This window comes from Amycolatopsis sp. A133 (assembly GCF_031082405.1).
Lineage (GTDB): Bacteria > Actinomycetota > Actinomycetes > Mycobacteriales > Pseudonocardiaceae > Amycolatopsis.
In genome coordinates this window covers 146,312-163,048 of sequence record NZ_JAVHJU010000020.1, presented here as the reverse complement: position 1 = coordinate 163,048, position 16,737 = coordinate 146,312, and the positions used below count along the sequence as shown (strand labels likewise).

The following is a 16,737-nucleotide window of genomic DNA, read 5'->3' as shown; positions in this document are numbered from 1 at the left end:
CGCTGCGGGGAAAGGTCAGGCGGAGAACTGCCACCAGTTCACGTTGAAGAGGTAGCCGCTGCCGCCGGTGAACCGCAGGACGAGGTCCTGGGTGCCGGTCGCGCCGGTGACCGGGCAGGACACCGAGGACCACGTCTGCCAGCCGCCGGTGCCGGGGACGGTGCAGCGGCCCACCACCGTGCCGGTGGCGCTGCCCAGGCGCACTTCGATCGTGCCGCCGGCGTTCGCGGAGGCGACGCGGGCGGTGAACGACTTCGCGCCCGCGCCGAAGGCGACGTTGCGGACCTTGACGGTGTCGCCGTTCTCGATCCACCCGATGTTCATGCCGCCTTCGGAAGCCGGTTCCGTCTCGATCCCCGAGCCCCAGGCGATGGTTTCCGCTTCCTGCCGGGTGTAGGGGTTGAGCGTGTCGGCCGGCGGCGGCCCGCCGGTGGACATGGTGATGGTGGGGATGCTGCCGTCGGCGTTGTAGGCGAACTTCTCCACCGCCACCGAGCGCGTGTACCCGCCGCCGCCGGGCAGCGCGCCGTTGTGGTAGAAGAAGTACGAACTGCCCTTGTAGTCCACGATCCCGGGGTGGTTGGTGAAACTGCCGCCCTGGGTGGGCATGACCGTGCCCCGGTAGGTCCAGGGACCGGTGGGCCCGGGTGCGGTGGAGTAGGCGATGAACTCCGAACAGCACTTGGCCGCGAACACGTTGTAGTACAGGCCGTTGCGCTTGTAGACCCAGGGGCCTTCCTCGTACAGCGTCGGCCGGCTGCCACCGTTGGGACGCGTGCCGAACCCGGCCGTGGTCAGCGGGATCTGGGTGATGCCGCCCGAGTACGACGTCATGTCGGCGTTGAGCCGCACGTACGACAGGTTCGGGTTGCCCCAGTACAGGTACGCCTGTCCGTTGTCGTCGATGAAGACCGTGGGATCGATCTCCCCGTTCTCGACCAGGGGACGGCCGATCGCGTCCCGGAACGGCCCGGTGGGACTGTCGGCGACCCCGACCCCGATGGCCATCCGGCCGGTCGAGCGGTTGACCACCGGGACGTACCAGTAGAACTTGCCGTTGCGCTCGACGGCCTGCCCGGCCCACGCGTCCTGTTTGGCCCAGCTGAACGTCGACAGGCTCATCGGGGAGCCGTGGTCGGTCCAGTTGACCATGTCCGCGGACGACCAGACGCGCCACTCCTTCATGGTGAAGTAGGTGGAGCCGTCCTCGTCGTGCCCGGTGTAGAGGTAGACCCGGCCGTTGTGCACCAGCGGTGCCGGGTCGGCGGTGTAGATGTGCTGCACGATCGGGTTGTCCGCACGCGCGGTGCCGGGCAGGAGCGCCGTCGCGCACAGGGCCGCGGTCATCCAGGCGAGCAGGCGCCTTCGGTGGGGCACGGAAACCTCCGTGGGTAGCGGGGAACGGGACGGATCAGCTCGCCGAGCAGGTGCCGCTCAGCCCCTCGGCGCTGCCGGTGCCCTGGAAGCCGAACTCGGTCGACTGCCCGGCCGCGACCGCGCCGTTGTAGGAGACGTTGGACCAGGTGACGGAACCGGACGTGCCGCTGTTGCCGGCGCTCCACGAGCTGGTCACGGCCGCGCCGGCGGGCAGGACCGTCGTCACCTTCCAGCCGTTGAGGGCACTGGCGCCCGCCGTGACCTTCACCGTGGCCACGAACCCGCCGTTCCAGGAGTTCAGGGAGACCGAAGCGGTGCAGCCACCGGGGTTGGGGGTCGTCGGCGTGGTCGGGGTCGTCGGGGTGGTCGGCGTCGTCGGGGTGGTCGGCGTGGTGGGCGTGGTGGGGGTGGTCGGGGTGGCGGCGTTCAGGGCGTCGAGGACGCTGGTGTACGCGGCCTTCTTGTTCCCGTTGCCGTCGAACAGCAGCGGGTTCGCCCCGGTGCGCCACGAGTCGGTGTCGCGGATGCCCCACGTGGTGATGCCGGCGCAGCGGGCGACGGCCAGGCAGGCCCGGGTCACCGCGCCGTAGGCGGCGGCCTGGTTGGAACCGGCGATGTCGAGCTCGGTGATCTGGACCTCGACGCCGAGGTCGGCGAACCGCTGGAGGTTGGCCTGGTAGTCACCGGGCGCGGAGTTGGTCAGGTGGGACTGGAAGCCGACGCAGTCGATCGGCACGCCGCGGGACTTGAAGTCGCGGACCATGTTGTAGATGCCGGTGCTCTTGGCGTTGACGCCGTCGGTGTTGTAGTCGTTGTAGCAGAGCTTCGCGCCGGGATCGGCGGCCCGCGCGGCGCGGAAGGCGGCTTCGATCCAGTCGTTGCCGGTGCGCTGCAGGTTGGAGTCACGCCGGCCGCCGCTGTTTCCGTCGGCGAACGCCTCGTTGACGACGTCCCAGGCGTAGATCTTGCCCTTGTAGTGGGTGGCGACCTGGGTGACGTGGTTCATCATGGCCTGGCGCAGGTCGGAGCCTTCCATGCGCTGCGCCCAGCCCGGTTCTTGCTGGTACCACAGCAGTGCGTGCCCGCGCACCCGCTTGCCGTTGCTCACCGCGTGGTTGAGGATCCGGTCGCCGCCGCTGTAGTTGAACTGGCCCCGGTTGGGTTCGGTGGCGTCCCACTTCATCTCGTTCTCGGCCGTGACCATGTTGAACTCCCGGTTCAGGATGTTCACGTAGGTCGAGTCGCCGAGCTTCCCGGCCGCGACGGCGGTGCCGAAGTAGCGGCCCGACTGGGCCGCCGCCGCGCCGAGCGTCGTGGCCGCGCCGGAGGCCGACGTGGCGAGCACCAGCGAAACGCCGAGCGACGTCGCCAGGAAAGCCGAAGCCAGCGCGGCGCGGGAAAGTGACCGCGATGTCATCTTCATGTTCACACCTTCATTCGTGGGGACGGGTGGGCGGTCACGGGCTGGTGCACGTGGCCGCATCGAGGCTCGCCGCGCCGGGACCGGACACGAGGAAGCCGAAGGTCGTCGTGGCGCCGGCGCCGAGCGAGCCGTTGTAGGCGGCGTTCTTGACGGTCACCGGGCTGGTGCCGCTCGCCGTGCCGCCCCAGACCTGGGTGACGCTCTGACCGCCGGGCAGGGTGAAGCGCACGGTCCAGCCGTCGAGGGCCGCGGTGCCGCCGTTGGCGACGCTCACTTCACCCTGGAACCCGCCGTTCCAGGTGCCCACGACCCGCGGTGTCGCGGTGCAGGGACCCTCTCCGGCCGGGGGTTGCGGGTCCCCGCCGATGCTGCCCGGCACCGCCTTGAGCGCGTTGTACCAGGTGGTGGCCATCTTGCTGTAACCGGCGGCGTTGGGGTGGATGCCGTCGGGCAGGTCCGCGACCGCAACGGAGGGATACATGTCGACCAGGTGCACGCGCTTGCCGGCGGCGGCCTTGGCCCGCATGTCGGGGGCGATCGCCGCGTTGAAGGTGCGGACGGTCTGGTCGGCGAACCGGATCGGGATGATGGTGGCGACGAAGAGCTCGGTGTCCGGCGCCTGGGCGGTGATCCGGTCGACCAGGGCCGACAGCCGCCGCGGCGCGCCGGCCGGGTCGCTGCCGTACATGTCGTTGGTGCCGATGTGGAGCAGGATCGTGCGGGGGCGGTAGGTGTTCAGCCAGCCGGAGACGTTGGCGTCGATCTGCGCGATGGTCCAGCCCGGGTGGCCTTCGTGGTTGCGGTCGGGCATGCTCGCCGGTCCGTCGGCCAGCGAGCCGACGAAGTCGATCGAGCGTCCGTCGGCCCGCAGTTTCGCGCCGAGGTCGAGGCGGTAGCCACCGATCGAGCCGCCCTGGGTGATCGAATCGCCCAGCGGCATGACCGGCACCGCGGCGGCGACGGCGGCAGCCGGGTTCGCGGCGGCCGGCGTCACCGCGCCGAGCACGGCACCGGCCGCCAGCAGACCGGCGATGGTTTTTGCGAGTTTCATCGGAAAGTCCTTTGTGCACCGGAGGGCGGGTACGCGATTCCGGTCCGGGTTCGCCCCGGGCGGCGGAAATGCCGGCCGGCCCGCGGGGAGCGGTGAATTCCGCTCGGTCGAACAGCGTATCCGCGCCCCGGTGCCGGTGACCACGAAATCCGGGTAAGTTTCATTCCTGCCGCCTTTTGCGCTGAAAGTTTCGGAACCGGCCGCGGTCAGGCGCGGGCCCACTTCTGGTTCGCCTGGCCGTTGCAGGTCCAGAGGATGGCGTGGCTGCCGTTGGCGGTGGCGGCGCGTTCGACGTCGAGGCACAGTCCCGACTGGACGTTGCGGACGCTGCCGTCCTGGCCGAGGGTCCACTTCTGGTTGGCCTGGCCGGTGCAGGACCGGCTGAACACGCGGGCGCCGCTGGTGGTCCCGTCGAGGCACTTGTCGCCGAAGACGCGGATTTCGCCGTTCTCCCAGGTGGTCCACAGCTGGTTGGCGGCGGTCTGGCAGTCCCAGATCAGCGTGCCCGCACCGGAGGCGGTGGAGGCGTTGTCGACGTCGAGGCAGCGGCCCGAGCCGGCGTCGCGCAACCGTGAAGTCGTGGCGGCCAGCGGGGAACCGCCGGTGACGCGGTAGGCGGCGACGCCGTGGGCCGGCACGCTCGCGCTGATGGCGCCGGCGCTCGCCGAGGTGCCGCCGGTCCAGAGGTCGGTCAGGGTGAACGAAGTACCGGACAGCCCGATCTGGGCGGCGGTGGTGCTGACGGTGGTGGTGGCGCTGCCGCGGTTGAGCAGCCCGACGGCGACGGACCCGTCGGCGAGGGGTTTGGCGAAGACCTCGACGTTGCCGTCGTCGCGGACGCGGCGTCCGCCGGCACCGAGGCGGTCCTGGTCGACGGCGATCAGGCGGGGGTTGCGGAGGATGGCGCTGACGTCGGCGGACATCGTGCGGATGTCGTTGCCCGCCATCAGGGGGGCGGCCATCAGGGCCCACAGGGCGAAGTGGGCGCGGGATTCGGTGAGGGTCAGGCCGGGGCGGCCGACGACGAGCATGTCCGGGTCGTTCCAGTGGCCGGGGCCGGCCTGGGCGGCGAGCGGGGCCGTGACGTCCAGGACGTTGCCGACGCCCATGGGATAACTGTTGGTGTTGCCGTTCTGCCAGATGTCGAGCAGGTCTTCGGTGGTGCGCCAGAGGTCGGCGACCTGGCCCCAGTCGTACTTGTCGCCGGTGATGGCGTGGTAGCTGTTGGGGTTGATGCTGTAGACGATCGGGCGGCCGGTCGCGCGCAGGGCGTCGCGCATGAGACCGAAGCGGGCGACCTGTTCGTCGCGGGTGCCGGCGGGGGAGCACCAGTCGTACTTGAGGTAGTCCACGCCCCAGTCGGCGAAGGTGCGGGCGTCCTGGGTTTCGTGGCCCTGGCTGCCGGTGGACCCGGGGTAGGTGCCGGTGCGCTGGGCGCAGGTGCGGTCGGTGGGGACCTGGTAGATGCCGAACTTCAGGCCGCGGGCGTGGATGTAGTCCCCGAGGGCCTTCATGCCGGCGGGGAACTTCGAGGCGTTGGCGCGCAGGTTGCCCTGGCCGTCGCGTTGCGGGTCGAACCAGCAGTCGTCCACCACCACGTACTGGTAGCCCGCGTCGCGCATCCCGGAGGAGACCATCGCGTCGGCGGCCTGGCGGACGGTGGTTTCGCTGACACCGCAGCCGAAGCTGTTCCAGCTGTTCCACCCCAGGGGCGGGGTGAGCGCCGGGGACCCCGGCGCGGCCGCCACCGCGGCCGGCGTCGCGACCGCCACCGACAGCGCGGCCGCCGTCGCGGCGAACAGGTGCAGGACCCGGGAACGGGTTGGAGCGGGCATCGGAGCCTCTTTCCGCAGTTCTGTTAGCGCTAACACTTCGGACCGGTTGTACCGGCCGGACGTCTGCGCGACGTCCGGCCGGCCGGGGGGCTAGTTGACGCTCGCGGAGAACGAGTTGACCGCGAGGCCGACGCCGCCGCTCCACGGCTCGAACCCGGCCTGGATGCTGGTGAGGTACCAGGACCGGTCGACGCGGGTGCGGTTGTCGACGTCGTTGACGAAGTCCATCACGTTGAACGACCAGCCCGAGATGGCGGACGGGGCCACGTAGGACACCACGTCGTTGCCGCCGTTGTTGCCCTGCCACACTTCCCAGCTCCGGCCGCCGACGCTGGTGGTGCCGACCCGGCCGCCCACCGGCTGCACGTTCCCGGTGTGGTTGAACCAGATCATGATTTCCATCTGGTTGACCCCGTTGGTCTTCGGCGTCGGGTCCAGCCAGATGTCGTAGGCGGCGTCGAAGACCCCGCCCGCGTAGCTGTAGGAAATCGACGACGGCGCGCTGCCGATCCGGCTCAGCTGCCGCGGCAGGTTGGTGCCGGGGGAGCAGTTCGCGTAGTGGCACCCGATGTAGATCGCCGGGTAGGACAACGGGGCTCCGCCGCTGGTGGAGCCCTGCTGGGTCTGGATCCGGAACCCGCTGCCCGTGACGTTGATGCACTGCTGCGCGCTGCTGCCCCAGCGGTTGTTCATGACCACGTACCGGCCGCCGATGGTGGTCGATCCGTACTGGTCGCAGATCAGCGTGTCCGCGTGCGCGGCCGGCGCGACGGCGACCGGTGCCGCGAGCCCCGCCGCGGCGAGCAGCGCGGCGGACAGGGCATGCCTCAGTTTCATCTGTCTCCTCCACGTCGTTGTGGCGTTTCTGGGAGCGCTCTCAGCCGGATGTTTTGATGAAACCACAAGGAATTCGCCAAGGAAAGGGTGTGACCGTGATCTTTTTCCCGTTTCTGCCGGCGGCGGTGCTGCCCATGCCGTCGAGCGCGGTGCCGGTGGCCCGGCGGGCGGGGGACCGGAGCCGGGCGTGGGAACCGGCCCGGCGAAGGTAAGTTTCACCACGTACGGCGGTAGCTGCCGATGCCGGGCAGGCTCGAGCGCGCCCGGCTGCGGACGGGGACATGCCGGGCTCCTCTCAGCCGAGCGTCCACTTCTGGTTGTCCTGGCCGGTGCAGGTCCACAGGCGGACGAGGGTGCCGTTCGCCGTGGCGCTGCCGGTCACGTCCAGGCAGAGTCCGGATTGGACACCGGTGATGGTGCCGTTCGCGGTGACCTGCCACCGCTGGTTGGCCCCGCCGTTGCAGGTCCAGGTGACGACCTTGGTGCCCGGCGTGGTGCCCTGGCCGGAGGCGTCGAGGCACCGGGTGCTGTCGCCGCTGTAGACGGTCAGCTCACCCGCGGCCGTGCGGCTCCAGGACTGGTTGGTGCCGCCGTGGCAGTCCCAGATCTGCACCGACGCGCCGGGCGTGGTGGCGGCACCGGAGACGTCGAGGCACTTGCCCGCACCGGCGGCCCGCACCGGGCCCGCGGCCGGCGTGCTCCCGCCGGTGCCCGCGGCGGCGATGACCTGCTGGGCGCCCGATGGCCAGTTCGTGCCGCTGACCTGGACGTTCCCGCTCAGGACGTTGTTGTGCGGCGGCCCGGTGGCCACCTGGGTCGCGCCGCCGTTGTACCAGTTGCCGGCGAAGGTGCTGTCGTTGGTGTTGTTCGACCCGCTGGCGTTGGTGAACGCCCAGACCCCGGAGTCCTGGATCACGTTGGCCGACAGGGACACGTACCGGGAGCCCTCGTCCAGGTACAGGCCGACCGTGCGGTTGTTGTCGAAGATGTGGTTGTGGTCGATGGAGCTGCCGGGGTTGGCCGAGAGGTTGTAGATGCTGCCGCCGTCGTGCATCAGCTTCTTCGTGCCGTGCACCCGGTTGTAGCTGACGACCGTGTCCCGCAGCGTCGTCGGCGTGGTGTAGACGGGCTGGTAGTCGTACAGGCCGCGGTTGCGGTAGTCCTGGCTGCCGCCCTGGTCGTTGGCGCCCCAGCCCCAGCCGACGTCGATGCCGTCGTAGGTGAGGTCGGAGACGTCGTTGTGGGTGATGACGGTGTGCGTCGCGTACGTCGACAGGATGCCGGCCATCTCCCGGTAGTCCAGGGCCACCCGGTTGACCGTGTTGTAGGAGAGGGTGACGTCCTTGTTCGTCATCGCGGCGGCGGACGGGTGGTGCGCGTCGGGCCGCACCCCGCCGACGACGATGCCGCCGCCCGAGACCTCGGTGAACGTGTTGTGGTCCACGGTGATCGACGACGCCCCGAGCCCGATGCCGGAGGCGTGGGCGTTCGCGTCGTTGCCGATGCCGAGGGCCACCTGGCCGAGGCGGGTGAAGGTGTTGCCGCTGAAGGTGATCCCGGTGGCCGCCGAGACCTGGACGGCGGCGGGCGCCTGGGCCCAGCTGTTGCGGGCGCCCTCGAACTGGCGGCAGCCCGACTGACAGGAGGTGAGGAAGTCGCCCGGCATCGGGGCCGCGGCCGGGAGGAACGTGCCGGTCTGCTGGTTCGCGTAGCCGACCGACGTGCTGGGCGTGAGCCAGGTGGTGTGCTCGAAGTTCAGGCCCTTGAAGGCGATGCCGCGCACCGGGTTGTCGTAGGTGCCGCCGATCTGCAGCAGCGATGTCAGCCGCGGGAGCTCGACGGCGTGGCTGCCGGGGACCCAGCCGCCGGGCGCCTTGTAGTAGAGCTTCCCGGCCTGCGGGTCCAGGTACCACTGGCCGGTGTTCTTGAGGAAGGAGTAGGAGTTCTCGAGGAACAGCTGACCGCCGCCGAAGGGCTTCGCGAGGGTGTCGTAACCCCAGTTGTTGTTGTTCCACGCCGGCTGCTGCATGACGATCGAGGTGCCGCTGATGCGGTCGACGGGGGAGTAGCGGTCGGTGAACGAGTTCTGGCTCTCCACCTCGATCCGGTTCTGCTGCGGCAGCGTCGCGAGGTAGTTCAGCGCGGGGTTCGTGATGGTCATCCCGGTCGTGGTGATCTGCACGTCGCTGCGGGAGATCGGGATCCCCGCGCGCGGGGCGAGCGCGCCGTCGACGAACAGCTGCCGGGAGTCGGCGCCCGGCGGCACGGACGCGACCCAGATGTTCTGCCCGGCGTCCTGCACCGACCAGCCGGTGACCGGGGTGCCGCCGGAGAGCACCGGCGTCTGGCCGGGCGCGGCCTGCCAGGTGACGGTGTGACCGTTCTGCCCGGAGTCGGCGCTGGTGAACCGCAGCGGGGCCGGCAGCCGGTAGGTGCCGCCGGCGAGCTGCACGACGACGTCGTCGGCCGCCGACCGGTCGCGGGCCAGCTGCTGGGCCTTCGCCGGCGTGGCGACCGGCCGGTCGGGGGTGCCGGGGTTGGTGTCGTCGCCGTTCGGGGCGACGGCGATGGTGACGGTCGCGGCGTGGGCGGGTGGGGTGGCCAGTGCGGTCAGCACCAGGGCGGTGGCGAGCGCGGCGGCGGTGCGCGACGGCATGGGCGGGGACCTCTCCGGGGGACGGGTTACGGTGCGTCGAAGGGGGTGCGGTAGGACGGCGGCCGGGTGCGCAGGCCGAGCTCCAAGGTGAGCCGGACGGTGGTGGAGCGCGGCAGCCGCACGGTCAGCCACGGCCCGTCGACGCGGGTCGTGGCCGAGGTGATCCGGGGTTCGGTGTGGCCGTAGTCGTAGAGCCCGCCGATCCACGACGGGTCGTCGCAGGCGGTGTGGCGGGCGGTGCGGATGCTGTGCTCGGCGAACGCGCCGGCCTGCACGATCACCTCGCAATCGGTCGAGGGGGCCAGGTTGACCAGGTCGACCACCGTCGCTTCGGGCTCGATGCGGGAGACGAGCGCGGCCACCGACGGCGGCAGGCCGGGCCGGGCGGCGACGGCGTCGTAGTAGCGCACGCGGGCCTGCTGCAGGCCGCCGTTGTAGAGGACCTGCGGGCCGCCCCAGGTCAGCTGGACCAGCGCCTCGGTGACGACGGGGTTGGCCTGCTGCCACAGGTGGATGTCGGCCTCGGCGACGTCCTCGCCGCGGTGGCGTTCCATGCGCGCCAGGCGGTGGCGGACCTGGGCCTGCGCCGCGGCCAGGATGCGCTCCGGGTAACCGGGGTCGTCCCCGGCGAGGAAGGCGAGCCAGGGTTCCTCGTGGCCGCCTTCCTCCTTGCTGCGGAACGGCCGCACGGTGCGCCAGTCGTACCCGCTGGCCGCGCGCAGCCGTTCGATCCGCTCCCGGTCGGCCGGGGCGGCCGAGTGGTGCCACAACGCGGTGGGCACGGCCATCAGCATGGGGTTGTGGTCGAACCAGCCGCGGTCGGAGTACCGGAAGGGGACGTGCAGCGTCGGCGCGCGGACGTCGGTGCCGAGCTGGGCCCTCCAGCGGGACTGCAGGCTCGAATCCGCTTCGGCGAAGGTCATCACCTTGCCCTGGGCGATGATCTCGTCCAGGGCCGGGCGGACCAGGTCGAGGAAGGACTCGTCGCCGGTGGCCGCCACCGCGGCGAGCGCGGCGACGGTGGCGGCCTGCCCGACGCTGTACCAGCCGTGCGGCCAGGACCAGCCGTAGTGCCCGCCGTACCAGCGGCCCTCCAGCAGCCCGCCGACCGTGCCGTCCGGGGCGACGTTGTCCGGCACGATCCCGCCGTTGGCGGCCGCGCGGGCGCACCAGGCGCCGGCGTACTCGGCGATCCAGTCCCGGTACCGCGGCTCGCCGGTCAGCATCAGCGCGTTGAGCACCAGCCCGGTGGTGGCCAGGTTGACCGCGGTGTCGCCGACGCCCACCCGGCGGCGCAGCTGCTCGCCCAGCCGGGGATCGCGCTCGCGCGGGGGCTCCCCGGCACCGGGCGGCAGGACCCAGTCCAGCGGGAAGCCGTACATCCGGGCCTCTTCGGGCAGCCACGGGTAGGACCGGCCGTCGAACAGGCCTTCCCGGCCGGGGTCGCTGCCGTTGTGCGGACGGCGGATGATCCGGTGCACCGGGTCGTAGTTGCCGTGCGCGGGGTCGACGTAGAGGTCGGCGAACCGCCGCGCCCGCCCGGTCCAGCGGCCGGGCGCGGCCAGGCACAGGAAGTAGAACAGCAGCAGGCTTTCGCCCTGGTGGAACCAGTCGTACCCGCGCTCGTACTCCTCGTGCAGCATCCCCAGCTCGGTCAGCTGGCGGGTGACGCCTTCCCAGTGCCGCTCGGCCGCCGGGAGCAGGTCGTCGGCCCCGCCGAGCAGGTAGAGCTGCGGCCAGTTGAAGAAGGTCTCGTAGAAGTCGTCGACCCCGTCGCGGGTGGAGAGCCGTCCGCGGTAGGCGAGCCGGCCGTCCGGGCCGGTGAAGCCGGCCTCGAACGCGCGCCAGGCGCGGTCGAGCAGGGCGAACAGGCCGCGCTGGGCCAGCGCCCAGCCCGGCGGTTCGAGCAGCGGCACCGAGGCCGTGAGCACGGGGTCCATCCCTGGCGTCCTCCCGTTCGCGTGGGCGGATCAGTTCTTGGTGGCGCCGGCGAGCATGCCGGTGACGAGAAACCGTTGGGAGAACAGGAAGACGACCAGCACCGGGGTGATCGCCAGCAGCGTGGCCAGTGCCAGCACCGGCCGCTGGACGGCGAGCCCGCCGACGGTCGGGTTGAACTGCGGGACGTCGTTCAGCAGGGTGCCGAGGCCGACCTGGACCGGGAACCGGTCGCTTTCGGGCAGCATGACGTACGGCAGGAAGTAGTTGGTCCAGTTGGCCACGAAGCTGAAGAACCCGACCAGCGCGACCACCGGTGTGGCCAGCGGCAGGGCGACCCGGCGGAACACGCCGAACTCGGAGCAGCCGTCGAGCCGGGCGGCGTCGAGCAGTTCCTCCGGCAGGGCGGTGGAAAAGTAGATGTAGGCCAGGTACACGCCGAAGGGGTAGAACGCGTACGGCAGGACGATCGACCACATCGTGCCGATCAGGTGCACGGTGTTGAGCTCCAGGAACAGCGGCACCACGAGGGTGGCGTTCGGCATCAGCATGACGACCAGGGTCGTCACCAGCAGCAAGCGCCGGCCGCGGAACTCGGTCTTGGCCAGCGCGTAGCCGGCTGGCACCGCGACGAGCAGCGTGATCGCGAGCGCGAAGAACGCGTAGAGCGCCGAGTTGCCCAGCCACCGGAAGACCGCGCCGCCCTGGTAGGCGAGCAGGGCGTCCCAGTTGCCGCCCAGTGCCTCCCAGGAGCCGAAGGACAGCGGGTGGCCGTGCACGAGCTGGTCGTCGGTCTTCGTCGCGGCCAGCACCAGCCACAGCACCGGCAGCACGAAGAACAGCACGAACAGCGCGAGCACGACGCCGGGCAGCGGGTTCGGCAGCCGGCGCCTCCGGCGGGCGCGGGCGGGGGCGGCGGCCGGAGCGCGGGCCGGTGCGGCGGGCCGCTCGAGGTCAATCGGCATCGAAGAACCTCGACCGGGTCACGAACACGGCCGCCACGACCAGGCCGACGACCAGCAGCTCGACCGAGATGGCGGCCGCGGTGCCGACGTCGTTGTTCTGGAAGGCGAAGTCGTAGGACAGCTGGTTGAGCGAGTAGTCCCGGCCGGCCACGCCGACGCTGGCCTGGGACAGCAGCTGCGGCTCGACGAACAGCTGGGTGCCACCGGCGAAGGCCAGGATCACCATGTAGACGATCCACTTGCGCAGCAGCGGGAGCTGGATCCGCCACGCGGTCTGCCAGGCACCGGCGCCGTCGATCCGGGCCGCCTCGAGGATGTCGGGGGAAATGGTGTTCAACGCCCCGTACAGCACGACGATCCAGCCGCCCGCGCCGGTCCAGAACGCGATCAGCGTGAACAGCACGGGCAGGTGCTCGAGCGCGACGACCTGGCCGAACGTGTCGAACCCCAGGCCGCGCAGCAGGAACCCGGCCGGGCTGACCGCCGGGTCCAGCATGAACAGCCACACCAGCACGCTCGCCGCGCCGGCGAGGGCGCCCGGGATGTAGTACAGGAACCGCAGGGCCCGGCCGGTGGCGCGCGTGCCGAGGCGGTGCAGCAGCAGGGCCAGCCCGACCACGAACACGACCAGCGCCGCGAGCCAGAAGACCAGGTACAGCGCGACGTGCCCGACGGCCGCGGCGAACCGGAAGTCCTGCGCCGCCGTGGCGAAGTTCGTGAACCCGGTGAAGCCACCACCCGCGTCGGTGACCGCGAAGGAGATCGCGTAGCCGGTCGGGACGACGCCGAACGCGATCAGCAGCACGAGGTAGGCGGCGACGAAGCCGTAGCCCGCCCGGCCTCGCGCGGCCGACGGCGCGCTCATTGCTGCTTGACTTCGTAGCCGGTGGACCGGGCGTGGTTCTCGATCGCGCTCTGCCACGCCGGCAGCAGCGACTCGATGCTCTTGCCCGCCGTGAGGCCCGGGGTGACGGTGGCCGCCCAGATCGCCTCCTGGCTGAACTGGCCGTACCCCCAGCCGGACCAGACCTGGCCGGCCGCGGCCTGCAGCGGCCCGGCGATGTCCCCCGCGTAGTAGCCGGAGGACGCCTGGTTCGCCAGCCACGTCTTCGCCGCCTGTTTGTGCGCCGGATAACCGGGTGCGAGCTTGCCCTGGTAGTCGTCCGAGGTGGTGACCCAGGTGAGGAAGTCCGTGGCGGCCTTGAGGTGGTGGCTGTGCGCGGAGAGCAGCCACGTCCCGCCGCCGACGTTGCCCGCCGACGGGGCCGGGTCGCCCGGCCACTGCGGCATCGGCGCCGCCGCGACCTGGCCCGCGGGGGTCTTGAAGCTTTCCTTGAACAGCGAGCCGCCGTACCAGGACGGGCCGGGCATCAGCAGGATCTTGTCCGCGGAGTTCTTGTCGAAGTCGGAGCTGAACACGCTGCTGGTCGACATGCTGCCGGCCGCGATCAGCGTGTCCAGCAGCTGCGCCATCCGGGTGCAGTTCGGCTCGGTGGCGGTCACCGTGACGGTTTTCGGGCCGGTGATGCGGTTGGCGCCGCACTTGCTCGCCCAGAGGTAGATCTCCGGGGTGAACGTGTCACCCGCCGCCCCGACGAGGTAGCCGGGGTGCTCGGTGGCCACCTTCCGGCCGAGCGCCTGGTACTCCGGCCAGGTCGACGGCACCCGGTAGCCCCACTGCTGCATCAGCGCCGCGTTGTACCACAACACGGTCTGGGAGAGGTCGTTGCGCAGGCAGTACAGCGTACCGTCCACTGTGCACGGATCGTTGGCGCCCGGTGCCCATCCGTCCAAAACGGACTGCGGGATCAGGCCCTTGTCCAGCGGCGCTGTGAAGTTCGCCTGCCGGGCCCAGGACACTTCGTTGTTCTGGGAGCTGAACACCACGTCCGGCCAGCCTTCGCCGGTCCGGTTGAACAGGCTCACCTTGGTCTGCAGGTAGTTCGATCCGTTGGCGTCCCCGTCGTAGCCGACGATGTCCAGCTTCACTTCCGGATGCTGCTTCTGGTACAGCTGGGCGGCGGCCATCCGGGTCGAATCCACCCACACCGTCAGCGGTCCGTCGGTTTGCGGGGCCGGGCTGAAGGTGTTCTGGGCGGTCGGCGAGCCGCTGCCGGTGCTGCACCCCGCGGCGAGCACGACGGCGAGCAGGCCGGCCAGCACGGCCGGGCGTGGTCTTTCCCGCATCAGCTGCTCCACTTCGCTGTGGCGTCCGCTCGCCGGCCTGGCAGGGGAATCTGGGAGGATGTGTACGACTCATTCGAGGGTATGGATCCGCTGTCGTCAAGGGATCAACGCGCTGGCCGAGCCGTTTCGACACGTTCAACAGCCGAAGGTATGTAACTTTCAGTCCGCTCTGGCAAAGATTGACCGGATGCCGGGTCAGCGAGGTAAGGTGCTGGCCGGTACTGAGTCATACTCATTGCGTGACCCGTGACGAGGAAATAGCACCGCCTGTCCCGTACCGCCCCGGTTACGAAGTGGTGGCGGAGCAGATCCTGCGGCTGATCGCCGAACTGGAACTGCGGCCGGGTGACCGGATGCCGACCGAGAACGAGCTGGCGGCGCGGATGGGAACCAGCCGGACCGTCGTGCGGGAGGCCGTCAAGATCCTCTCGGCGATCGGCCGGGTGCGAGCGCACAAAGGACGTGGGCTGTATGTCTCCGACGACGAGGGCATGCTCGGCGCTTCCCGGTGGGGCGGGTTCTTCCTGCCCGCCGATCTCGACCACGTCTACATGCTCTTCGAATTCCGCCGGATCCAGGAAACCGCGGCCAGCAGGCTGGCCGCGGCCAACGCCACCCCCGTGGAGCTGCGCGCGATCGAGACCGCCGCCGAAACCTGCCGGCACGGCCACCTGACCGGCCAGACCGCGCTGTTCGACCGGGGCGACGACGACTTCCACGCCGGGATCGCCGCCGCTTCGCACAACCAGTTCCTCGTCGCGGCCGTGCGCGAAGCCCGCCGCCTGCAACGCCAGTCGAACATCATCGGGATGTCCGGCGGGATCGGCGGGCACGCGGAGGGCGCGATCGACGAGCACCGCGCGATCTACCGGGCGATCTGCGACGGCGACCCGGACGCGGCGGCCCAGGCCGCCGGTATCCACCTCGACAACACCCTGGAGGACTACCGCCGGGAGATCCAGCGGCGGCTCTTCGGGCGCTGAACCCACCCGATCCCGGGAAACCGGCGATCACTCCATTGTGGACTTTCTGCTCCGGGGGTTCCCCGAACCGCCGGAGGACGACGACGTCCGAAGACCAGAGGGAGCCGCGTGATGGTGAAGCACAGATCCCTGCTCGTTTCCGCCGTGATTTCCGCCGTGGTCGCCTTGACCGCGGGCGGCACCGCGCAAGCCGCCCCGGCCGTCCCCGCCCCCGACGCGCCGGCCGCCGCGGCCGCCGGCACCGCGGGCTGCGGGAAAGCCCCCGGGCTGGCGAGCGGCAACCACACGATCTCCAGCGGCGGCCAGAACCGCAGTTACATCCTGCGCGTCCCGAACAGCTACGACAACAACCACCAGTACCGGTTGTTCGTCGGCCTCCACTGGCGGGGCGGCACCGCGAACGACGTCGACTCGGGCGGGACCGACGGCTACAACTGGTCCTACTACGGGCTCCGGCGGCTGGCGGACAGCTCGGGCAACAACACGATCTTCGTGGCGCCCCAGGGCAACGGCAACGGCTGGGCCAACCCCGGCGGCCAGGACGTCACCTTCATCGACGACCTGCTGCGGCAGGTCGAGGCGGCGCTGTGCGTCGACACCTCGCAGGTCTTCGCCGGCGGCTTCAGCTACGGCGGCGCGATGAGCTACGCGCTCGCCTGCGCCCGGCCGACGGTTTTCCGCGCGGTCGCCGTCTACTCCGGGGCGAACCTCAGCGGCTGCAGCGGCGGCACCCAGCCGGTCGCGTACATCGGGATGCACGGCATCGGGGACAACGTCCTGCCCATCTCCTCCGGTCGTCAGCTGCGCGACCAGTTCGTGCGGAACAACGGCTGCACCCCGCAGAACCCGCCGGAGCCCGCGGCCGGCAGCCGCACCCACATCGTCACCGCCTACTCCGGCTGCCGGGCCGGCTACCCGGTCGTCTGGGCCGCCTTCGACGGCGGGCACGACCCGGGTCCGAAGGACGGCGGCGGCAGCGGCTGGCAGACCTGGACCTCCGGCGAGGTGTGGAAGTTCATCACGCAGTTCGGCACCACCACGCCGCCGACCCCGCCGGTGCAGACGGGTGTTAACTACAAGCTGACGGCCCAGCACAGCGGCAAGCTCGTCGAGATCGCCGGTTCGTCCACCGCCGCCGGTGTGCTGATCCAGCAGCAGTCGGCCACCGGCGGCCTCAACCAGCAGTTCGACTTCGTCGACTCCGGTGACGGCTACTACCGCGTCCGGGCCCGCCACAGCGGGCTGGTGCTGCAGGCGGCGAGCGCCGACAGCGGTGCGGACATCAGCCAGCAGGCGGACACCAACGCCACGGCCCAGCAGTGGCGGGTGGTCGACCAGGGCAGCGGCGCGGTGAGCCTGGTGAACCGGTCGAGCGGCTTGGCGCTGGACGTCTGGGGGGTTTCCACCGCCGACGGCGCGCGGATATCCCAGTGGACGTTCACCGGGAACGCCAACCAGCGGTTCCAGCTCCAGCGCGCCTGAGCC

Annotated in this window: 12 protein-coding genes; 2 read left to right on the top strand and 10 right to left on the bottom strand. The window is 70.8% G+C overall.

The annotated features are described in order from the left end of the window. Nucleotides 1–15: 15 nt before the first annotated feature. The 10 genes from Q5425_RS17245 to Q5425_RS17200 all read right to left on the bottom strand — a co-directional run bounded on the left by Q5425_RS17245 (nucleotide 16) and on the right by Q5425_RS17200 (nucleotide 14,269). On the bottom strand, nucleotides 16–1,347 hold the full coding sequence (locus Q5425_RS17245; protein WP_308673301.1) for a glycoside hydrolase family 43 protein: 1,332 nt from the start codon (nucleotides 1,345–1,347) through the stop codon (nucleotides 16–18). Nucleotides 1,348–1,411: 64 nt separating this feature from the next. Next, the gene (locus Q5425_RS17240) at nucleotides 1,412–2,800 is read right to left on the bottom strand and encodes an endo-1,4-beta-xylanase (protein ID WP_308673258.1); all 1,389 of its coding nucleotides are present in this window, start codon (nucleotides 2,798–2,800) and stop codon (nucleotides 1,412–1,414) included. A gap of 34 nt (nucleotides 2,801–2,834) precedes the next feature. Then, nucleotides 2,835–3,851: a cellulose binding domain-containing protein gene (locus Q5425_RS17235; protein WP_308673257.1), complete on the bottom strand. Its 1,017-nt coding sequence runs from the start codon at nucleotides 3,849–3,851 to the stop codon at nucleotides 2,835–2,837. A 206-nt stretch (nucleotides 3,852–4,057) separates the two neighbouring features. Further along, a complete protein-coding gene (locus Q5425_RS17230; RefSeq protein WP_308673256.1) occupies nucleotides 4,058–5,686 on the bottom strand; it encodes a ricin-type beta-trefoil lectin domain protein in 1,629 nt (542 codons plus the stop codon). Between the two features lie 90 nt (nucleotides 5,687–5,776). Next, a complete protein-coding gene (locus tag Q5425_RS17225) occupies nucleotides 5,777–6,523 on the bottom strand; it encodes a GH12 family glycosyl hydrolase domain-containing protein (protein WP_308673255.1) in 747 nt (248 codons plus the stop codon). Between the two features lie 295 nt (nucleotides 6,524–6,818). Next, complete coding sequence (locus Q5425_RS17220) at nucleotides 6,819–9,179, bottom strand: RICIN domain-containing protein (RefSeq protein ID WP_308673254.1); 2,361 nt, start codon at nucleotides 9,177–9,179, stop codon at nucleotides 6,819–6,821. Between the two features lie 26 nt (nucleotides 9,180–9,205). After that, the gene (locus Q5425_RS17215) at nucleotides 9,206–11,119 is read right to left on the bottom strand and encodes a hypothetical protein (RefSeq protein ID WP_308673253.1); all 1,914 of its coding nucleotides are present in this window, start codon (nucleotides 11,117–11,119) and stop codon (nucleotides 9,206–9,208) included. A 30-nt stretch (nucleotides 11,120–11,149) separates the two neighbouring features. After that, on the bottom strand, nucleotides 11,150–12,082 hold the full coding sequence (locus Q5425_RS17210; RefSeq protein ID WP_308673252.1) for a carbohydrate ABC transporter permease: 933 nt from the start codon (nucleotides 12,080–12,082) through the stop codon (nucleotides 11,150–11,152). Then, nucleotides 12,072–12,947, bottom strand: coding sequence for a sugar ABC transporter permease (locus tag Q5425_RS17205; protein ID WP_308673251.1), 876 nt, complete (start codon nucleotides 12,945–12,947; stop codon nucleotides 12,072–12,074). Before Q5425_RS17205 ends, Q5425_RS17210 begins: the two co-directional genes overlap by 11 nt. Then, a complete protein-coding gene (locus Q5425_RS17200) occupies nucleotides 12,944–14,269 on the bottom strand; it encodes an ABC transporter substrate-binding protein (protein WP_308673250.1) in 1,326 nt (441 codons plus the stop codon). The genes Q5425_RS17205 and Q5425_RS17200 overlap by 4 nt, the downstream gene beginning before the upstream one ends. A gap of 239 nt (nucleotides 14,270–14,508) precedes the next feature. Between Q5425_RS17200 and Q5425_RS17195 the strand changes: the two genes are divergently transcribed. Beyond that, nucleotides 14,509–15,252, top strand: coding sequence for an FCD domain-containing protein (locus Q5425_RS17195; protein WP_308673249.1), 744 nt, complete (start codon nucleotides 14,509–14,511; stop codon nucleotides 15,250–15,252). Nucleotides 15,253–15,363: 111 nt separating this feature from the next. Further along, nucleotides 15,364–16,734: an RICIN domain-containing protein gene (locus Q5425_RS17190; protein ID WP_308673248.1), complete on the top strand. Its 1,371-nt coding sequence runs from the start codon at nucleotides 15,364–15,366 to the stop codon at nucleotides 16,732–16,734. The last annotated feature ends 3 nt before the right edge of the window (nucleotides 16,735–16,737 follow it).

Coding starts and splice junctions, on each gene's coding strand:
- Q5425_RS17190 (WP_308673248.1), top strand. CDS start 15,364: ATGGTGAAGCACAGATCCCTGCTCGTTTCCGCCGTGATTTCCGCCGTG.
- Q5425_RS17225 (WP_308673255.1), bottom strand. CDS start 6,523: ATGAAACTGAGGCATGCCCTGTCCGCCGCGCTGCTCGCCGCGGCGGGG.
- Q5425_RS17245 (WP_308673301.1), bottom strand. CDS start 1,347: ATGACCGCGGCCCTGTGCGCGACGGCGCTCCTGCCCGGCACCGCGCGT.
- Q5425_RS17220 (WP_308673254.1), bottom strand. CDS start 9,179: ATGCCGTCGCGCACCGCCGCCGCGCTCGCCACCGCCCTGGTGCTGACC.
- Q5425_RS17210 (WP_308673252.1), bottom strand. CDS start 12,082: ATGCCGATTGACCTCGAGCGGCCCGCCGCACCGGCCCGCGCTCCGGCC.
- Q5425_RS17235 (WP_308673257.1), bottom strand. CDS start 3,851: ATGAAACTCGCAAAAACCATCGCCGGTCTGCTGGCGGCCGGTGCCGTG.
- Q5425_RS17240 (WP_308673258.1), bottom strand. CDS start 2,800: ATGAAGATGACATCGCGGTCACTTTCCCGCGCCGCGCTGGCTTCGGCT.
- Q5425_RS17230 (WP_308673256.1), bottom strand. CDS start 5,686: ATGCCCGCTCCAACCCGTTCCCGGGTCCTGCACCTGTTCGCCGCGACG.
- Q5425_RS17205 (WP_308673251.1), bottom strand. CDS start 12,947: ATGAGCGCGCCGTCGGCCGCGCGAGGCCGGGCGGGCTACGGCTTCGTC.
- Q5425_RS17215 (WP_308673253.1), bottom strand. CDS start 11,119: ATGGACCCCGTGCTCACGGCCTCGGTGCCGCTGCTCGAACCGCCGGGC.
- Q5425_RS17200 (WP_308673250.1), bottom strand. CDS start 14,269: ATGCGGGAAAGACCACGCCCGGCCGTGCTGGCCGGCCTGCTCGCCGTC.